We start from the raw sequence: 16,843 nt of genomic DNA on the forward strand, positions 1-16,843 counted from the left end.
ACGCGAGGCGTCCCGCCGGAAATTGGTGTAGCATTATACATTAATCGCCGATAACTGAAATCCAAAGGAACACCAACCGTCGTGGACCCTGATCTGACTCAAAAAAGCCTCTCGTTCAACAGCGCCCGTTTTCTCATCAGCGCCTCCAAACTGGACGAATGCCCCCCCGACCATGGCGCTGAAGTTGCCTTTGCCGGCCGCTCCAATGCGGGCAAATCCAGCGCCCTGAACGCTATCACCGCCAACGGCAAACTGGCCCGCACCAGTAAAACGCCCGGCCGGACCCGGCTGATCAACTTTTTCAGCCTGAACCGGGAACATGCCCGTCTGGTCGACCTGCCCGGTTACGGCTATGCGAAAGTGTCCCGGGACATGAAAGACGACTGGCAACAGCATCTCGGCCATTACCTGAATGATCGCCGCTGCCTGCGTGGCCTGGTTCTGGTGATGGACATCCGGCACCCGCTCACCGATTTCGACCAGATGATGGTGGAATGGTGTGAACATAACCACCTTCCGCTCATGATTCTGGCCACGAAGGCCGACAAACTGAAGTTTGGTCAGGCAAAAACCGCCATGCTGGGTATCGCGAAAAAGCTGAAGGAATATCAATGTGTGGAGCACCTCATCATGTTCTCTGCCACCTCCAAGCGCGGAGTCGACGAGTGCCGGGAAGCGCTGACCCACTGGCTGGAAGCCTCGGAACAGGCGCCGGTTGAGGCATAAAAAGCCGGCCTGAAGAAGACAGGCCGGTGAAAACGTCAGGGTTTGCGACGTGCTATGTGCCTCTGCAACCACAGAGGCCGAAAACCTGAGAACTCACTCAGGAGACGCAGGGAGTGTCCGGTTCCCAGCGTCATTAGCTGTGACTGCGCCGCATTCAAAAAGTTCAATTTCAGATCAAACTTTGACCAGGCCAGTCAGGCTCATGCCTCAACGCCAGAAACACCCTGGGCTTCAGGCAAGGTAGGACGGTATTTTTCTCGCAATGCCAGCACCCGCTCACGATACTCCGGCGTGAGATAGGGCACTTCCAGTGTCAGCACCTGATAGATCCCCTGTTTTAACTCGGTCAGGGACAGACTGGCAGGCTCCTCGGCCGCATGAGCCGTCTTCAGAAACGCCATCCAGTTGGTAATCACCAGCCAGACATTCAGTGACATGGCCGAACGCAGATCCTCCGGCTGAGGCTGGATAATGCCGGCATCCGCCAGCTTTGCGAAAATCCGGTTAATGGCCGCCAGACAGCGATTGGTAAACTCCCGGTAGTCCTGGCGCAGCCGCGGGTCACTGTCGAGCAGGTATTCCAGATCCCGGTGGAAGAAGCGATAGCTCCAGAGGCCGTCAAACACCGACTCCAGATAGAAGGTCATATCCTCCAGGGTGATCGGTCGGTCTTCCGGAATATCCAGGTAGTAGTCCACCAGCTTTTCATATTCCTGGAAAATCTCGTAGATGATGTCGGACTTGTTGCGGAAGTGGTAATACAGATTACCCGGCGATATCGCCAGGTGCGCGGCAATGTGATTGGTGGTGATATTGCGCTCACCCTTGTCATTAAACAGCTCCAGGCTGGATAACAGTATCTTGTCTCTGGTTTTCATCGTCATGCCGGTGTTTGTTGTTATCAGTGTCACGGATGGCCTAAAGAGCCATCCGGCTTTCTTGACTGCCTAGAGTATATACTCTAATAATAGCTTCAAGCGCAAATCGCACAGATTTTGGCCAACGACAATAACCGACTGCCAGCGCCTGTCGCTCCGGGCAGTCAGGGGGAGAAAACCATGGGTGCCACCGTCGTCCAGCTCACCGAGAGCAAAAAGCAGATCCAGCACACGCATCGCGTCTTTGAGGACCAGAAGAAGGCGTTCCGCAACAACCCGATGCCGTCCCTGACCGAGCGCAAAGAGAACCTCAAGCGTCTGAAACGGGCGCTACTGGCCCATCAGGATCGCCTGGTCGAGGCCATCGATCGGGATTTCAGCTGTCGCTCCAAAGACGAATCCCTGATTGCCGAAGTCATGCCGTCCATTCAGGGCATCAATTACACGCTGAAGAATCTCGGCGACTGGATGAAGCCCTCTAAACGCCATGTTTCGGTTCTGTTCCAGCCCGCCAGCAACAAGGTTTACTACCAGCCCAAAGGGGTTGTAGGCGTCATCGTGCCCTGGAATTACCCTCTGTATCTGGCGGTCGGTCCACTGGTCGCTTCCCTGGCGGCTGGCAACCGCACCATGATCAAGATGTCGGAATTCACTCCGCACACGTCGGCCCTGTTCAAGGAGATCATCGAGTCGATGTTCCCGGAGGATCTGGTGTCGGTGATCACTGGCGAGGCCGATGTGGCTGCTGATTTCTCCCAACGGCCTTTCGATCACCTGCTGTTTACCGGTTCTACTTCGGTGGGCAAGCTGGTGATGCGCGCGGCAGCCGAAAACCTGACCCCGGTAACCCTTGAGCTCGGTGGCAAATCCCCGGCCATTGTTTCGCCGGATGTGCCGATGGAAGATGCGGCCCAGCGTATCGCCTTCGGCAAAGCCTTCAATGCCGGCCAGACCTGTGTGGCACCGGACTATGTGCTCTGCCCCGCCGACCGGGTGCAGGCGTTCGTAGATGAATTCCGGGCACGGTTCGCCGAGATGTACCCCAGCCTGCGGGATAACGACGACTACACGGCCATCATCAATGAGCGCCAATACCATCGCTTGCAGGGCTATCTTGAGGATGCCCGGGCCAAAGGCGCGGAACTGGTGGAGATCAATCCCGCCAACGAGAACATGAAGGACGGTACCCGGAAGATTCCGCTGACACTGGTGCTGAAGACCACGCCGGACATGAAGGTGATGCAGGACGAGATTTTCGGCCCGATCCTGCCGATCATCAGTTACGGCAGTCTGGACGAGGCGATCCATTACATCAATGACCGGCCACGGCCGCTGGCGCTGTATTTCTTTGGCTACGACAAGTCGCACCAGCAGCATGTGGTGGACAACACCCATTCCGGCGGCATGTGCATCAATGATGCCCTGATGCACGTGGCCCAGGACGACCTGCCGTTCGGCGGGATTGGTGATTCCGGTATGGGGCACTATCACGGTAAGGAAGGCTTCCTGACCTTCTCCCATCACCGGGCGATTTTCACCAAGCAGAAGTTCAACAGCGGCAAATACGTGTATGCGCCCCATGGTACGGCGGCGCATCGGTTGGTGTATAAGCTGTTTATTCGCTGACAAAACACGCCTGCCCGCTTGGCTGGGAGCAAGGCCAAGGTGCAGGGTGTCTCTCCAGGACACGCCGTTAATACATCCATGTAGGCTTGAGCAAAACATCCCTGTTTTGCACAGTCCTGGAGAGACACCCTGCACCCTGGCCACCAGACGTTCTAGCAAGCCTGAACAGAATAATAAAAGACAAAGAAGCTTCTACAATGACAAGCCAACACGATACGAAGAATTCCTGTCAGCCGGATGTTAGCCGTCGCAGTTTCCTCAAAACCGGTTTAGGCGGCGCGGTGTTCCTGAGCACCGTCAGCCTCTCTGCCGGGCTAACCGGCTGCGCTACGGCCCCCGCAGGCCGGGTCAGTGCGGTCGACAGCCGCATGGACACCCGCTACCAGTTCCAGTTTCTGAGCCGGGATGACATCGCCCTGTTCGAGGCCCTGTTGCCCGCCATGTTTGCCGGAGCTCTGCCGGAGGAACCCAACCAGCGTCGCTTTGCCATTGCCGGAACGATTGAACGGATCGACCAGGGCATTGTGAAGTTCGGCCCGGCGAATCAGCAGGAGCTGCGCAAGCTCTTTGATCTGCTTAACTTTGCCCCCACCCGGATCGCCCTGGCGCGGGTATGGTCAGACTGGCCTTCAGTCAGTACCGCCGATGCCGACGCGTTTCTGCGGCGCTGGCGCGACAGTCGGATCGGACTTTTGAATAACGGCTACATTGCCCTGACCAAGATCAGCAACGTCGCCTTCTATGGGCATGAAGACCACTGGCACCTGTCTGGTTACCCGGGGCCTCCCGCCTGGATGGTGGATGCCTTGCCACAGTTCAATCCTGCCGCTTGATAAAACCCCGGATACCCATCGTATTAAGGAGCGAAGTATGTCCATGAACGATCCCATTGCCCGGGGACTGGCTGCCGGCTGGAATGTGACCGACGCCAGCAAACTGAGCGAAAACCGCACGGTAGAGGCGGATGTTGTGGTTATCGGCACCGGTGCCGGGGGCGGCACAACCGCGGAGATCCTGGCCCGTCAGGGGCTGTCGGTTATTCTGGTGGAAGAGGGTCGACTGTATTATCAGAAAGACTTCAAGATGGACGAGCTGACGTCCTACGCCAATCTTTACCAGGAAGGCATGAGCCGGGTCACCGCCGATGGCGCCATCGCGATTTTGCAGGGCCGCTGTGTCGGCGGCTCCACCACGGTAAACTGGACCAGTAGCTTCCGCACCCCGGACGAAACGCTCACCTACTGGAGCCAGGAGCTCGGCCTCGAAGGACTGGCACCGGACGCCATGGCCCCCTGGTTTGAGGGCCGTGAGCAGCGCCACAACATGGCGCCCTGGGAAACCCCACCCAACCTGAACAACGACATCCTGCGCCAGGGCTGCGAAAAACTCGGCTACTCCTGGCAGGTAATCCCAAGAAACGTCAAAGGCTGCTGGAACAGCGGTTACTGCGGCGTGGGCTGCCCTACCAACGCCAAACAGGGGGCACTACTCACCACCATCCCGGGCGCACTGGATCACAAAGCACAGCTCTTCCACGGTCTGCGGGCAGAACGCCTGGTGATGAGTCAGGACCGGATCGACCACCTGCTCGCCTCCGCCATGGGCCCGGATGGCGTCACCCCATCCGGCATTATGGTCACCCTGAAAGCCCGACAATTCGTGGTCGCCGCCAGCGCCATTGGCTCCCCCGGCCTGCTGCTTCGCTCGCAGTTGCCCGACCCTTACCAGCGCGTGGGCAAGCGATCGTTCATCCATCCGGTCAACGCCACCGTCGCCCGCATGCCGGCGAAAATCGACCCGTTCTACGGCGCTCCCCAGTCCATCTACTCGGACGAATTCAATTTCAAAGCGGGCACCGACGGCCCGGCAGGCTACAAACTGGAAGTACCGCCCCTGCACCCGGCCATGGCAGCCGGCGTGGTACCCGGCCACGGCCAGCCACAGCGAGACAACCTGGGCCAACTGCCCTGGATGCAATCAGTCATCGCCCTGCTGCGCGACGGCTTCCACCCGGACAGCCCCGGCGGCACAGTATCACTCAGAGACGACGGCAGCCCGGTACTGGACTATCCGATTACCGACTACCTCTGGCAAGGCTTGCGCAAAGCCTACCTCACCATGGCCGAAATTCAGTTCGCCGCCGGCGCCGAAGCCGTCCAGGCCATGCACCTGGACTCTGACTGGTACACCACCTGGAACCAGGCCAGAGACGCCATCAACAACCTGCCCATGAAACCCCACCGCGCCCGCCTGTTCACCGCGCACCAGATGGGCGGCTGCAGCATGGGTACAGACCCGAAAACCTCGGTGGTGAACGGCTTCGGTGAGCATCACCACATCGCCAACCTGAACATCCACGATGCCTCCATCTTTCCCACCAGCATCGGTGCAAACCCGCAGTTGTCGGTGTATGCGTTGGCAGCGAGGAACAGCTCGAGACTGGCGCAGAGGCTTGCCAACTCTGCCTGAACCGCGATTAAGAGGCCCCCTTCCAGAGAGGCAATAAGGAGTCTGAAGTAGGAGGCCGGGGCGGCCAGCACTCCAGTTGATCGCGCAGGTCGGGGGCGGGTTTCCGGGAGTCTTGAGGGCCATGGACGGCCCGAAAGAAGCGCACATGGATGTGCTTGTAGCGTCTCCCGGAAACCCGCCCCCGACCTGCGCCAGCACCAGAGTCATAAAACAGATTGTCGGCGCTCTGGACTACAGCCCCAAAGGCAATGCTGCTATCCTACGGCTCACCAACAAAAGGAGCTGTGCATGCCCAAAGTCATATATCCCGGCACCTTCGACCCCATCACCAACGGCCACACCGACCTCATCGAACGGGCCGGCCGCATGTTCGATGAAATTGTCGTCGCCGTCGCCTACAACCCGAAAAAGCAGCCACTTCTCAATCTTGAAGAACGCTGCGAACTGGTCCGCAAGGCCACCGCACACCTCCCCAACGTCAGCGTCACCGGTTTCAGCAACCTGCTCGCCGACTTCGTGCGCGAGCAAAACGCCTCCGTTATCCTGCGGGGACTGCGCGCGGTTTCTGACTTTGAATATGAATTCCAGCTTGCCGACATGAACCGCCGACTGGCGCCGGAAGTTGAGAGCGTGTTCCTGACACCCGCCAACCACCTCTCTTACATCTCCTCCACCCTGATTCGCGAAATTGCCTCGCTGGGCGGGGACATTTCCGAGTTTGTAGACCCGGCTGTGGCAGAAGCCCTGCAACAGAAGTTCAGCGAATCCTGAGGAAAATCCGAAGGGCGTTGATGATCACCGAAGCGCAGCTGATGGCGAAGTACCAGCAGCTGGCGGGTCGTTGAGATTCAGAGCAGCGGAGGCAGGGGGATTTCCACGTCGTTGACGGTGAGTACCAGATCCTCCATCCGGCCATCCATTACCAGGCGCTCACCGTTCTGAACCAGCAGGCCCTGTTTGATCAATGGCGCCACCTGCATACGCACGGCGGGATAGTCTTCCGCAAGGGCAACCGGCATGCTGAAATTCACACTCCCGGTCAGCGCCTGCATGACCATCAACATGTTGTCACGCTGTTGATCGGAGAGCTCCGGATGGCTGATGTCCAGTGAGCCGGTAACTTCCCCTTCAGGCGTTGCCAGACTGAGCTCCCGGATCCCCATGGAAAATCCTTCGGCAGCAAGACTGCGGAGGGCTTCGTTAAAACGCTGCATCACCGCCATCTGTTGTTCAAACGCGGCCCTCGGGTCGTCTCCGGCGGTCAAAGCCAGTGCCTGCATATCCGCCATGGCGCCACTGAAGTCATTCCAGCTGGCCACATCCAGGTTCTCCAGCGCCACCTCCAGCCGATGCGGCCCAAAGGCCTGATCCGCCAGAGCGGCCGATTCCAGCGACAGGGTAACCTGCGAGTCCAGGCGCTCGCCGTTCTGGCGGGCATCACTGGCGCTTTCAAGCGACATCCCGGCCAAGGTCATTGCGGGAGCCTGAGCCCCCTGCAAGGTCAGGTTATCCACGGTCATCACGCCAGCGCCGGTCCAGATATCCCCCACCAGCCATTCCATGCTCTGTTCCATATGGACGTTATCGATCGTCACATCCATTTCCGGATCGCTGAGGCGGATAGCCGGCCAGACCACCAGCAAGTCTGCCGCTTCACCAAGACGCCCAACATCAATCCGCACCAGACCGCCACTGCTCTTGAGGGAGGTTTCCCGCTCCGGGTTATCAATGTCCATCACCGGTGCTGTCAGCTCAAGCGTGGCGCTGCCCCAGAGCCGGGTTTCCAGCGTCAGACTGGGCTCATCGTCCGGAAACCAGTCAGCACCCTCTGGCTGCCACCCCTGGCGCGGGCGAAAATCCATCAGGCTGCCGGTGACGCCATGGGACACCTGGATTTCGATGGCTATGGTGTGAGAATCACCGGTCTCAGGATCTCTCAGGGTCACGGTAGCGGATACCTCGGAACCAAGCACACCACGACGATACTGCTCGGTCTCAAGATTCAGAAAGGGCTGGGCCCGGTTTACTTCCAGTGTTGCTTCACGCCAGTGCTGCTCGGTGACATAGCCCACACCCCAGGGAGCACCGCCAGCCACCAGCAGTACGGCCAGACCGGCCAGCGTCCATTTTTTCAGTTTCAAGGTATCCGTCCTGTGATTATTTCGGTGCCGGCCCACCGGCCTCAGTTGGGTTTGCCGGTCAGACGCTCCAGCAGGACCAGCTGTGATGCCAGTCGCTCTTCGCCTTCCCCGGGCTGATTCTGAATGTAACTGCCATCGGGCTGCAACACCCAGGCCTGGCAATTGTCCGCCAGATAGGTATCCAGATCTTCCCGCAGGCGTGCAATCAGCGCGGGCTCCTCAACCGGGAACGCGGTTTCGACCCGGTGCAGCAGATTGCGCTCCATGCCATCAGCACTGGAACAATACACCTCCGGCCGGCCACTATTACCGAAATAGTACACCCGCGTGTGCTCCAGGAAGCGGCCGATCACCGAACGCACCCGGATATTGTCCGAGAGTCCCGGCACTTCCGGACGCAGGCAGCAGATGCCACGGATGACCAGATCAATCTTGACCCCGGCCTGGGAGGCCCGATACAGGGCCTTGATCATCTGCGGCTCGGTCAGGGCATTGAACTTGAAGATAATCCGCCCCTGCTCACCATAGCTGGCCTCTCGTTCGATCAGACTGATCAGACGGTTGTGTAAGGTAAACGGCGCATGAAACAGCTTTTTGATCTTCAACGCCTTGCCCATGCCGGTCAACTGCTGGAACAGCTTGTTGACGTCGTCGCCAATGGACTCGTCGCAGGTCATGAAACTGTAGTCGGTGTACAGGCGTGCGTTCCCGGCGTGGTAGTTACCGGTGCCCAAATGCACGTAGCGCCGCAGGCGGCCTTCTTCCCGACGGACAATCAGGATCATCTTGGCGTGGGTTTTGTACCCGACCACACCGTAAACCACGATCACGCCAGCTTCCTGCAGCCGACTGGCCAGCTCCAGGTTCTCGGCCTCGCTGAAACGGGCTCTCAGTTCGATAACCGCCGTCACTTCCTTGCCTCGACGCGCGGCATCGGCCAGGGCCTCAACAATTTCCGAGTCGGCACCGGTGCGATAAAGCGTCTGGCGAATGGCCAGCACCTGTGGATCCTTGGCTGCCTGGCGCAGCAGATCCACCACCGGGCTGAAGTTTTCATAGGGATGTAACAGCAGCAGGGGCCGTTTGCGAATGGCATCGAACATGGATTCCTTGCTGCGAATCTGGCGAGGAATCGACGGCGAGAAGCTGGAATAGGTCAGGTCTGGCCGGTCCACCAGGCCACCCACCGCCATCAATCGAGTCAGGTTTACCGGGCCGTGGACCTGGTAGAGATCCCGCTCTGTCAGACCGAATTCCCGAAGCAGGAACTGCACCAGCTCTTCTGGGCAGTTATCCGCCACCTCAAGGCGAACGCCATCGCCAAACCGACGGCTTAGCAGCTCGCCGCGCAGGGCCGAGGCCAGGTCTTCCAGATCGTCTTCAAGCTCAAGGTCCGCGTTCCGGGTCAGCCGGAACTGATAACAGCCCTTCACCTCCATACCCGGAAACAGCTCATCAGCATGGGCGTGAATCATGGACGACAGAAACACCAGGTTGTCACCACCCTCGCACACCTCATCCGGCAAGCGCACCAGGCGCGGCAGGGAGCGGGGCGCGGGCACAATCGCCATCCCGGTCTCACGACCAAAGGCATCCTTGCCGTCCAGCTCAACGATGAAGTTCAGGCTCTTGTTCACCAGGCGGGGGAACGGGTGTGATGGGTCCAGCCCGATCGGGCTGACCACCGGCAGAATTTCCTCGTCAAAGTAATTGCGCACCCACTCGGCCTGGGCCGGTGTCCACTCGCGGCGCCGGACAAAGTGGATGTTCTCCTGCTCCAGCTCCGGAATCAGGACATTATTGAGAATATCGTACTGTTCGTGGATATAGTCGTGGGCAACGCGGCTGATCTCCGCCAGCACCTGTTCCGGCAACATGCCGTCGACACCCACCGTTTCGCGGCCATACTTCATCTGCTGGCGCAGGCCCGCCACCCGGATTTCAAAGAACTCATCCATGTTGCTGCTGAAAATGCAGCAGAAGATCAGACGATTGATCAGAGGATGCGTGGTATCCAACGCCTGCTTCAACACCCGGTAATTGAACTGCAGCTGGCTCAGTTCGCGGTTGAAGTAGTTCTCGCTGGCATCCAGATTCACTTCCTCACCAACGGGAGGAAGATCCACCGGCGCCGGGACGCTCTGTTCACTGCCTGTCTCTGTCACGGTTTCGCTTGTCATTGCTCTTTATATCCATCGTTGAGGCGAGCTTCGGCCACCAGCCGCTGCCCGCTTATGATCGCTGTCGTTCCCGCATCAGTCTGGCGGCGCGCACGGCGAAATAGGTCAGAATGCCATCGGCACCGGCACGGCGCATGGCCATCAGGCTCTCCATCATGACCGCGTCGCCATCCAGCCAGCCGTTTTGAGCTGCGGCCATATGCATGGCGTATTCGCCACTGACCTGGTACACAAACGTTGGCACCTGCAGTTCGGTTTTCACCCGGCGCACGATATCCAGATAGGGCATGCCCGGCTTGATCATCACCATATCGGCGCCTTCAGCCAGATCCATGGCCACCTCATGAATGGCCTCATCACTGTTGGCCGGATCCATCTGATAGGTGGCTTTGTTACCCTTGCCAAGGTTGGCAGCCGAGCCGACCGCATCCCGGAACGGACCGTAATAACTGGACGCATACTTGGCAGAGTAGGCCAGAATCCGGGTATTCACATAGCCTGCCCCTTCCAGGGCTTCTCGAATAGCCGCCACCCGACCATCCATCATGTCAGAGGGTGCCACCACATCGGCACCGGCATCCGCGTGGGACAGTGCCTGATTGACCAGCGCTTCAACCGTGACATCGTTCAGCACATAGCCATCGTTGTCGATAATGCCGTCCTGCCCATGGGTGGTGAACGGATCCAGCGCCACATCGGTAATCACCCCCAGCTCCGGATGCGCCTTTTTCAGGGCACGAACCGCCCGTTGGGCCAGGCCATCAGAATCCCACGCGCCGGAGCCGGACAGGTTCTTTTTCTCCGCCGGCACTACCGGGAACAGCGCCACGGCGGGAATACCCAGCTCTACCAGTTCCGCCGCCTGCTCCACCAGCAGATCAACGCTCAGGCGTTCGACACCCGGCATGGAGGGTACGGATTCACGCTGATTCTCGCCTTCAAGCACAAACACCGGGAAAATCAGGTTATCGGGTGACAACTGGTTCTCCCGAACCAGACGACGGGAAAAATCACTGGCACGATTGCGACGCAAACGGGTGAACGGATAGGCTCGACTGGAGTGCGCAAGACGCGGCTTCGACACGGATAACCTCCTGAACATGGATGGCCTTGGAAAGTGATGACATCATACACCCCAGAAGCCGCCCGTTGCAGGCCTGAGCCGAGTGTGCCGTTGACAGATGACAAAGAGATGACAGAAAAACGGAGTTGCCGGGGCAACGGAAGCCGCTGCCCGGCGAGGAAACGCCATCAGAGGGAACGGTTGTTGAACCCGATCTCCACCTTGCGCGGGGTATCAGAACGGAAGGTGGTGTCCACCTCCTGTATCTTTCCGCCGCCTTGCAGGAAGGCCTCAATATCTGCCTGCAACTGGGCCCGAACCCGGGCACGGCCGGCAATGGAATGGTTATCGTCGCTGTCGCTGGTCCAGTTGCTGGACTGCTCCAGATTGCTTTCGTCGAATTCACTCATGGCTTATCTCCATCAACGAAAACAGCTTTACGGGTGGCCAGATGCTCTGGAAGACGCACCCCGTCTCGACTGCCGGCCATCTGACGGCCCGTCTTGGCGTCTTTATAATCTGCTTTCACGACCGACGCTATTTCCTGACAACCACTTTTTTGTAATTTTTTGTAATCGCAGATAACTCATTGTTTTAAAACACCATATAACAGCCCTTTAACGGCACACAGAATTGACACAAAGAATGAATATTGATTCAATGCTTGCAAGGAGCCGGCATGGCCTACCGCGAAACTGAAAAAATGCGCCAGCGCAAAGCCGAAGCGCGGAAAAAGATCATTGAATGCACCTGGGAGTGCGTATCCGAAGGCGGGTTCCGCAGCGCACGCATGACCCGCATCGCGGGGTTGGCCGGCGTTGCCACAGGCACCATCTACCGCCACTTCGAGTCACGGGAGGACCTGTTTGCGGAAATCTTTCGCCTGGCCACCCAACGTGAAGTCGACAAGGTCGCCGAAGCACTCGCGGTAGACGGTAGTGCGGTTGAACGCCTGGACAACGCTCTGCGTCAGTTCGCCCGCCGGGCCCTGAAAGGCCCGATGAAAGCCTGGGCACTGATTGCCGAGCCGGTAGACCCGAAAGTCGAAGAAGAGCGACTAGTGTACCGAAAAGCCTACGCCAACCTGTTTGAACAAGCGATCCGGAGCGGCATAACCGAGGGCTGCATACCGGATCAGGATGCCCGCCTTACCAGCACCTGCCTGGTTGGCGCCATCTCGGAATCCCTGGTGGGGCCGCTGTCACCGACCCAGACAGAAACACCACCGGGACACGACAACAACGAAGATGAGCTGGTCGACACCATCGTTTGCTTCTGCCTACGGGGGTTAACCGGCACCAGGAGCTAACCATGAACAGCCCGCAGCGCAAGACCGAGCCCAACGCCGACAGCCGCTATCTGTCAGCCACACACGAGGTCATCAACCAGCCCCGACCGCTGGAAAACTATAACCTCTATGAACAGGACAGCGCGCTCCGGGAAGCCGTATTTCGAGAAGGCGCCGGCCACGCCAGCGAAGACCTCAGCCGCTTCGGCGCCTGGGCCGGCAAGGCCGACACCATCGAGCTGGGCAACCTGGCGAACGCCAACAAACCCAGCTTTCGTACCCACGACCGCTACGGCCACCGGGTAGACGAAGTCACCTTCCACCCGGCCTACCACGAACTCATGCGCGTGGCCTTGGAAAACGGCCTGCACAGCTCCCCCTGGACCAACCCGGGCAAAGGCGCCCACGTGACCCGGGCCGCCAAGTACTACCTGCACTCCCAGGTGGAAGCCGCTCACTGTTGCCCGGTCACCATGACCTTCGCGGCCATCCCTTCAATCCAGAACCAGCCAGACCTGGCCAAACTCTGGGCCCCGAAAATCCTGGCCAACGAATACGACAGCCGCAACGTGCCGGACGGCGACAAAACCTCCGTCACCATCGGCATGGCCATGACCGAAAAACAGGGTGGCAGCGACGTGCGCGCCAACACCACCGTGGCCTACCCGACAGGCCAGGAAGGTCCCGGACAGGCCTACGAACTGGTCGGCCACAAATGGTTCGTTTCCGCCCCCATGTGCGACGCCTTCCTGGTACTGGCCCAGACCACCAATGGCCTGTCCTGCTTCCTGATGCCCAGATGGCGCCCGGATGGCAGCAAGAACCCCTGGCAGGTACAGCAACTCAAGAACAAAATGGGTAACGTTGCCAACGCCTCCAGCGAAGTGGAAATCCGCGGTGCATTGGCATGGATGGTCGGCGAGGAGGGCCGCGGCGTCAGAACCATCATCGAAATGGTCGCCATGACCCGCTTCGACTGCATGATCGGCAGCGCCGCCGGCATGCGCCAGGCCGTGGCACAGGCGACGCACCACTGCCACAACCGCAGCGCCTTCGGCGCAACCCTCAGCGACCAGCCTCTGATGCAGAACGTCCTGGCCGACCTGATCATCGAAAACGAAGCCGCCCTCGCCTACACCATGCGCGTCGCACGGGCCATGGACAACCAGAACAACGAACACGAACGCCTGCTGGCCCGCCTGGCCACCCCCGTCGGCAAATACTGGATCTGCAAACGCACCCCCAACCACGCCTACGAAGCCATGGAATGCATCGGCGGCAGCGGCGTGATGGAAGACTGCATCATGCCCCGCCTGTTCCGGGAATCGCCGGTCAACGCCATCTGGGAAGGCAGCGGCAACGTCCAGTGCCTGGACACCCTGCGCGCCCTGCAGAAAGAACCCGAAACCCTCGACGCCTTCTTCAAAGAAACGGCCGAAGCCCATGGCACCGACCGCCGCTTCGACCAGTACCTGGCACAACTGCAACACGACTTCGCCGACATCAGCGATTTCCAGTACCGGGCCCGCAACCTGGTCGATCGCATGGCCCTGGCCATGCAGGGCTCCCTGCTGCTGCGCTTTGGCGACAAAGACGTCGCCGACGCATTCTGCGCCTCACGCCTGCAAAGCGGCGGTGGCATGAACTACGGCAACCTGCCCTCCGGCACCAACCCGGCGGCGATTATCAAACGGGGGACGCCTGTAGTAGGCTGAAGACATTCCCGGAGGCAAAACGGTTATGCAAACCGGACTCCCCCTATAAGGTTCATGAACATGCGGGGGATGCCTTTCCAAAACCTTGTGGAGCCATGGATGGCGGAACAGAGCGTACAGGGAAGTATTCACAGCGTGTTTTGGAAAGGCATCCCCCGCATGTTCCAACTCCAAGGTTAAGGCCACGATGTCAGACGCCCTTAGAAAACTGCTGAAAGAAGGCAAAACCCCACAACAGCACCAGGATATTACCCCCCACGTAGGCGTCCTCACCCTGCACTTCCAGCTCTACGGCTGCGAAGACCTGAAAGCCAAACGCAAAGCCTTCACCGCCATGAAGGCCATCTGGGGCAGAGAACCCGACCTCGCCGTCGCCGAAACCGCCGACCAGGAAGCCCTCGACTGTGCCACCTGGACCATCGCCGCCCTGGGCGCCAGCGCCCAGCAGATCACCCAGCGCCTTGACCAGGTGGAAAAAGACATCCAGGACCGCATCGACGCCGCCATCCTGGATGTACACCGGGAAATCCTCTAACCCGGACCAGTGGCCCGCCAGGCATGGCGTCATTGCCTGACAGGTCTTATACTACGCAGCCTCAGGGAACCAATGCCCCGCTTGGCGGCTGGCAGACATTTTTCGCAACCGGGCCACGCCCGGCTCCATCCGACGGGTTTCCGGAACCAACCCATCGGATACCACTGAATGTGTGTGGTGCTATGACCGGAAAGAAAAAATCCGCCCAGGCCTCATTAGAGGCAATGTATCGCGTGTTCACGGTGCCCGAAGCGCCGGAGTCGACCCTGAGCCGGATCGACCAGGACATCTCCCGTAACCTGGCCGGATTCCTCCAGGAGCACATCGTCGCCATCGAACGGGACCTGTCCGAAGTCGAGAAAGACTTCTCCGACTACGTCATCCCGGAGAAACCTGTTTTTGTCTCCGAGCAGACCCAGTTCCTGCTCGACAAACTGGTGGCCAACTCCGTTCATACCGCGTCACCCGCGTTCATCGGCCACATGACCTCGGCACTGCCCTACTTCATGCTGCCGCTGTCGAAGATCATGATCGCCCTGAACCAGAACCTGGTGAAAACCGAAACCTCCAAAGCGTTCACGCCCATGGAACGCCAGGTACTGGGCCAGATACACCGGCTGGTGTACCAGGAAGACGGTTCTTTCTATCGTAAATGGATGCACGATCCCCGGCACGCCCTGGGCGCCATGTGTTCCGGCGGGACGGTCGCCAACCTCACCGCCCTGTGGGTGGCTCGTAACCGTGCCTTCCCCGCTGAAGGCAGCTTCCGCGGTCTGCACGAAGAAGGCCTGTTCCGCGCCCTGAAATACTACGGCCATGAAGGCGCCGCCATCGTCGTTTCCAAACGCGGCCACTACTCCCTGCGCAAAGCCGCCGACGTACTCGGTCTTGGCCGGGACGCCCTGGTGCCAGTGGAAACCGACGAGTTCAACCGCATCCAGACGGACGCCCTGCGCGACAAATGCCTGGAGCTGCAGAAGCAGAAGATCAAGATCATGGCCATCTGCGGCGTGGCCGGCACCACCGAAACCGGCAACGTCGACCCACTGGACGCCATGGCCGACATCGCCCGGGAATTCGGCGCCCACTTCCACGTCGACGCCGCCTGGGGCGGGCCAACCCTGTTCTCACGCACACACCGGCACCTGCTGCGCGGCATCGAAAAGGCCGACTCGGTCACCTTCGACGCCCACAAACAGCTTTACGTACCCATGGGTGCCGGCCTGGTGGTCTTCAAAGACCCCAGCCTCGCCAGCGCGGTAGAGCACCACGCCCAGTACATCATCCGGAAAGGTTCCCGGGACCTCGGCAGCACCACCCTGGAAGGCTCCCGCCCGGGCATGGCCATGCTGATCCACTCAGGCCTGAAAATCCTCGCCCGGGAAGGCTACGAAATCCTGATCGACCAGGGCATCGACAAAGCCAAAACCTTTGCCAACATGATCGATGAACAACCGGATTTCGAACTGGTCACCCGCCCGGAACTGAACATCCTGACCTACCGCTATTGCCCGGAAGATGTACGCCAGGCACTGGCCATGGCCGATGAGCTGCAGGCAGAAAAGATGAATACCTGCCTGAACCGCATCACCAAATTCATCCAGAAAACCCAGCGGGAACGCGGCAAAGCCTTCGTCTCCCGAACCCGGCTGGAGCCGGCCCGTTACTATCACTTCCCGTGCATTGTGTTCCGGGTGGTTCTGGCCAACCCGTTAACAACGCCGGATATTCTGGAAGATATTCTCAGGGAGCAGAGGGAACTGTCGAAGGAAGATGGGATTGCCGATGAAATGGCCATCCTGCACCAGATGGCTGCGGCGGTTTTGAAGCAGAACCAGAAAGAGGCCAGGCAGGCCTAGTGCTTCCGGAATACAGCTCCGCGGCGTGGGGCGGGGCTTGTGGGAGCCCCAACCTACTCCAAAGCCAGAATCAGTAAAGCGCCTCTTCGTCATCCAGCACCTCGTGCAGGATTTCCAGAAACATCTTGTCGGCCTCACTCCAGCTCTCCGGAATCCGGATCGTGGTATTGGCACTGATCTCACGTGCCATCAGCTCATCGGCATTGGCCTCGCCCTTGTACTTGCGGGCAATCTCCATGGACTTCACGGCAATCGTCGGATCGCTCATCACTTTCTTGATGAACACCCGCAACTCTTCAATCATCCGCGCCTGACGGCTCTCGACAGATGAACTCATGTTGTACTCCCCGAATATGGATAGCG

The 16,843-nt window shown here is 59.4% G+C and carries 15 protein-coding genes; 9 read left to right on the forward strand and 6 right to left on the reverse strand.

The window, feature by feature from the left end; translation table 11 throughout:
• Window positions 1–81 precede the first annotated feature (81 nt).
• The gene (gene yihA / locus C7436_RS10720) at window positions 82–726 is read left to right on the forward strand and encodes a ribosome biogenesis GTP-binding protein YihA/YsxC (protein ID WP_011786979.1); all 645 of its coding nucleotides are present in this window, start codon (window positions 82–84) and stop codon (window positions 724–726) included.
• Between the two features lie 200 nt (window positions 727–926).
• Here the strand turns inward: yihA and C7436_RS10725 are convergent, their stop codons facing one another.
• Window positions 927–1,604 carry a TetR/AcrR family transcriptional regulator gene (locus C7436_RS10725; RefSeq protein ID WP_041655135.1) on the reverse strand — a complete coding sequence of 226 codons (678 nt, stop codon included), beginning with the start codon at window positions 1,602–1,604 and terminating at the stop codon, window positions 927–929.
• A 180-nt stretch (window positions 1,605–1,784) separates the two neighbouring features.
• Here C7436_RS10725 and C7436_RS10730 point away from each other — a divergent pair, with 180 nt between their 5' ends.
• The 4 genes from C7436_RS10730 to coaD all read left to right on the forward strand — a co-directional run bounded on the left by C7436_RS10730 (window position 1,785) and on the right by coaD (window position 6,470).
• Window positions 1,785–3,230 (forward strand): coniferyl aldehyde dehydrogenase, encoded by a 1,446-nt coding sequence (locus tag C7436_RS10730; RefSeq protein ID WP_121207809.1) that lies wholly within the window; start codon window positions 1,785–1,787, stop codon window positions 3,228–3,230.
• Between the two features lie 197 nt (window positions 3,231–3,427).
• Window positions 3,428–4,063 (forward strand): hypothetical protein, encoded by a 636-nt coding sequence (locus C7436_RS10735; RefSeq protein ID WP_121207810.1) that lies wholly within the window; start codon window positions 3,428–3,430, stop codon window positions 4,061–4,063.
• 37 nt (window positions 4,064–4,100) lie between these two features.
• Window positions 4,101–5,699, forward strand: coding sequence for a GMC family oxidoreductase (locus C7436_RS10740; protein WP_121207811.1), 1,599 nt, complete (start codon window positions 4,101–4,103; stop codon window positions 5,697–5,699).
• Between the two features lie 288 nt (window positions 5,700–5,987).
• Window positions 5,988–6,470: a pantetheine-phosphate adenylyltransferase gene (gene coaD, locus C7436_RS10745; RefSeq protein ID WP_014422845.1), complete on the forward strand. Its 483-nt coding sequence runs from the start codon at window positions 5,988–5,990 to the stop codon at window positions 6,468–6,470.
• Between the two features lie 77 nt (window positions 6,471–6,547).
• Here the strand turns inward: coaD and C7436_RS10750 are convergent, their stop codons facing one another.
• From C7436_RS10750 to C7436_RS10765, 4 genes are all read right to left on the reverse strand, one after another.
• The gene (locus C7436_RS10750) at window positions 6,548–7,840 is read right to left on the reverse strand and encodes a DUF945 family protein (protein ID WP_011786985.1); all 1,293 of its coding nucleotides are present in this window, start codon (window positions 7,838–7,840) and stop codon (window positions 6,548–6,550) included.
• 41 nt (window positions 7,841–7,881) lie between these two features.
• Complete coding sequence (gene ppk1, locus C7436_RS10755) at window positions 7,882–10,020, reverse strand: polyphosphate kinase 1 (protein WP_014422847.1); 2,139 nt, start codon at window positions 10,018–10,020, stop codon at window positions 7,882–7,884.
• Between the two features lie 52 nt (window positions 10,021–10,072).
• Window positions 10,073–11,122 carry a porphobilinogen synthase gene (hemB, locus tag C7436_RS10760; protein WP_049756904.1) on the reverse strand — a complete coding sequence of 350 codons (1,050 nt, stop codon included), beginning with the start codon at window positions 11,120–11,122 and terminating at the stop codon, window positions 10,073–10,075.
• Between the two features lie 149 nt (window positions 11,123–11,271).
• Window positions 11,272–11,493 (reverse strand): hypothetical protein, encoded by a 222-nt coding sequence (locus C7436_RS10765; RefSeq protein ID WP_011786988.1) that lies wholly within the window; start codon window positions 11,491–11,493, stop codon window positions 11,272–11,274.
• A 269-nt stretch (window positions 11,494–11,762) separates the two neighbouring features.
• Here C7436_RS10765 and C7436_RS10775 point away from each other — a divergent pair, with 269 nt between their 5' ends.
• The 4 genes from C7436_RS10775 (at window position 11,763) to panP (ending at window position 16,480) form a co-directional block, all read left to right on the forward strand.
• Window positions 11,763–12,392 (forward strand): TetR/AcrR family transcriptional regulator, encoded by a 630-nt coding sequence (locus C7436_RS10775; protein ID WP_121207812.1) that lies wholly within the window; start codon window positions 11,763–11,765, stop codon window positions 12,390–12,392.
• Window positions 12,393–12,394: 2 nt separating this feature from the next.
• Window positions 12,395–14,086, forward strand: a complete 1,692-nt coding sequence (locus C7436_RS10780; RefSeq protein WP_121207813.1) for an isovaleryl-CoA dehydrogenase — start codon at window positions 12,395–12,397, stop codon at window positions 14,084–14,086.
• Window positions 14,087–14,273: 187 nt separating this feature from the next.
• Window positions 14,274–14,621: a DUF503 domain-containing protein gene (locus C7436_RS10785; protein WP_014422853.1), complete on the forward strand. Its 348-nt coding sequence runs from the start codon at window positions 14,274–14,276 to the stop codon at window positions 14,619–14,621.
• A gap of 182 nt (window positions 14,622–14,803) precedes the next feature.
• Entirely contained in the window at window positions 14,804–16,480 is a 1,677-nt protein-coding gene (panP, locus tag C7436_RS10790; RefSeq protein ID WP_036149907.1) for a pyridoxal-dependent aspartate 1-decarboxylase PanP, read from the forward strand.
• Between the two features lie 70 nt (window positions 16,481–16,550).
• On the opposite strand, the gene C7436_RS10795 is transcribed toward panP, so the two are convergent.
• Window positions 16,551–16,817 (reverse strand): hypothetical protein, encoded by a 267-nt coding sequence (locus tag C7436_RS10795; RefSeq protein WP_031210303.1) that lies wholly within the window; start codon window positions 16,815–16,817, stop codon window positions 16,551–16,553.
• Between the last annotated feature and the right edge of the window lie 26 nt (window positions 16,818–16,843).

It is taken from the genome of Marinobacter nauticus (genome assembly GCF_003634635.1).
In the GTDB taxonomy this organism is placed as follows: Bacteria; Pseudomonadota; Gammaproteobacteria; order Pseudomonadales; family Oleiphilaceae; genus Marinobacter; species Marinobacter nauticus.

What these genes read in the sequence shown, in the direction of transcription:
- C7436_RS10730 (WP_121207809.1), top strand. Translation starts at nt 1,785, where the DNA reads ATGGGTGCCACCGTCGTCCAGCTCACCGAGAGCAAAAAGCAGATCCAG.
- C7436_RS10780 (WP_121207813.1), top strand. Translation starts at nt 12,395, where the DNA reads ATGAACAGCCCGCAGCGCAAGACCGAGCCCAACGCCGACAGCCGCTAT.
- panP (WP_036149907.1), top strand. Translation starts at nt 14,804, where the DNA reads ATGACCGGAAAGAAAAAATCCGCCCAGGCCTCATTAGAGGCAATGTAT.
- C7436_RS10795 (WP_031210303.1), bottom strand. Translation starts at nt 16,817, where the DNA reads ATGAGTTCATCTGTCGAGAGCCGTCAGGCGCGGATGATTGAAGAGTTG.
- C7436_RS10765 (WP_011786988.1), bottom strand. Translation starts at nt 11,493, where the DNA reads ATGAGTGAATTCGACGAAAGCAATCTGGAGCAGTCCAGCAACTGGACC.
- C7436_RS10735 (WP_121207810.1), top strand. Translation starts at nt 3,428, where the DNA reads ATGACAAGCCAACACGATACGAAGAATTCCTGTCAGCCGGATGTTAGC.
- ppk1 (WP_014422847.1), bottom strand. Translation starts at nt 10,020, where the DNA reads ATGACAAGCGAAACCGTGACAGAGACAGGCAGTGAACAGAGCGTCCCG.
- C7436_RS10785 (WP_014422853.1), top strand. Translation starts at nt 14,274, where the DNA reads ATGTCAGACGCCCTTAGAAAACTGCTGAAAGAAGGCAAAACCCCACAA.
- hemB (WP_049756904.1), bottom strand. Translation starts at nt 11,122, where the DNA reads ATGTTCAGGAGGTTATCCGTGTCGAAGCCGCGTCTTGCGCACTCCAGT.
- C7436_RS10740 (WP_121207811.1), top strand. Translation starts at nt 4,101, where the DNA reads ATGTCCATGAACGATCCCATTGCCCGGGGACTGGCTGCCGGCTGGAAT.
- C7436_RS10725 (WP_041655135.1), bottom strand. Translation starts at nt 1,604, where the DNA reads ATGAAAACCAGAGACAAGATACTGTTATCCAGCCTGGAGCTGTTTAAT.
- C7436_RS10775 (WP_121207812.1), top strand. Translation starts at nt 11,763, where the DNA reads ATGGCCTACCGCGAAACTGAAAAAATGCGCCAGCGCAAAGCCGAAGCG.
- coaD (WP_014422845.1), top strand. Translation starts at nt 5,988, where the DNA reads ATGCCCAAAGTCATATATCCCGGCACCTTCGACCCCATCACCAACGGC.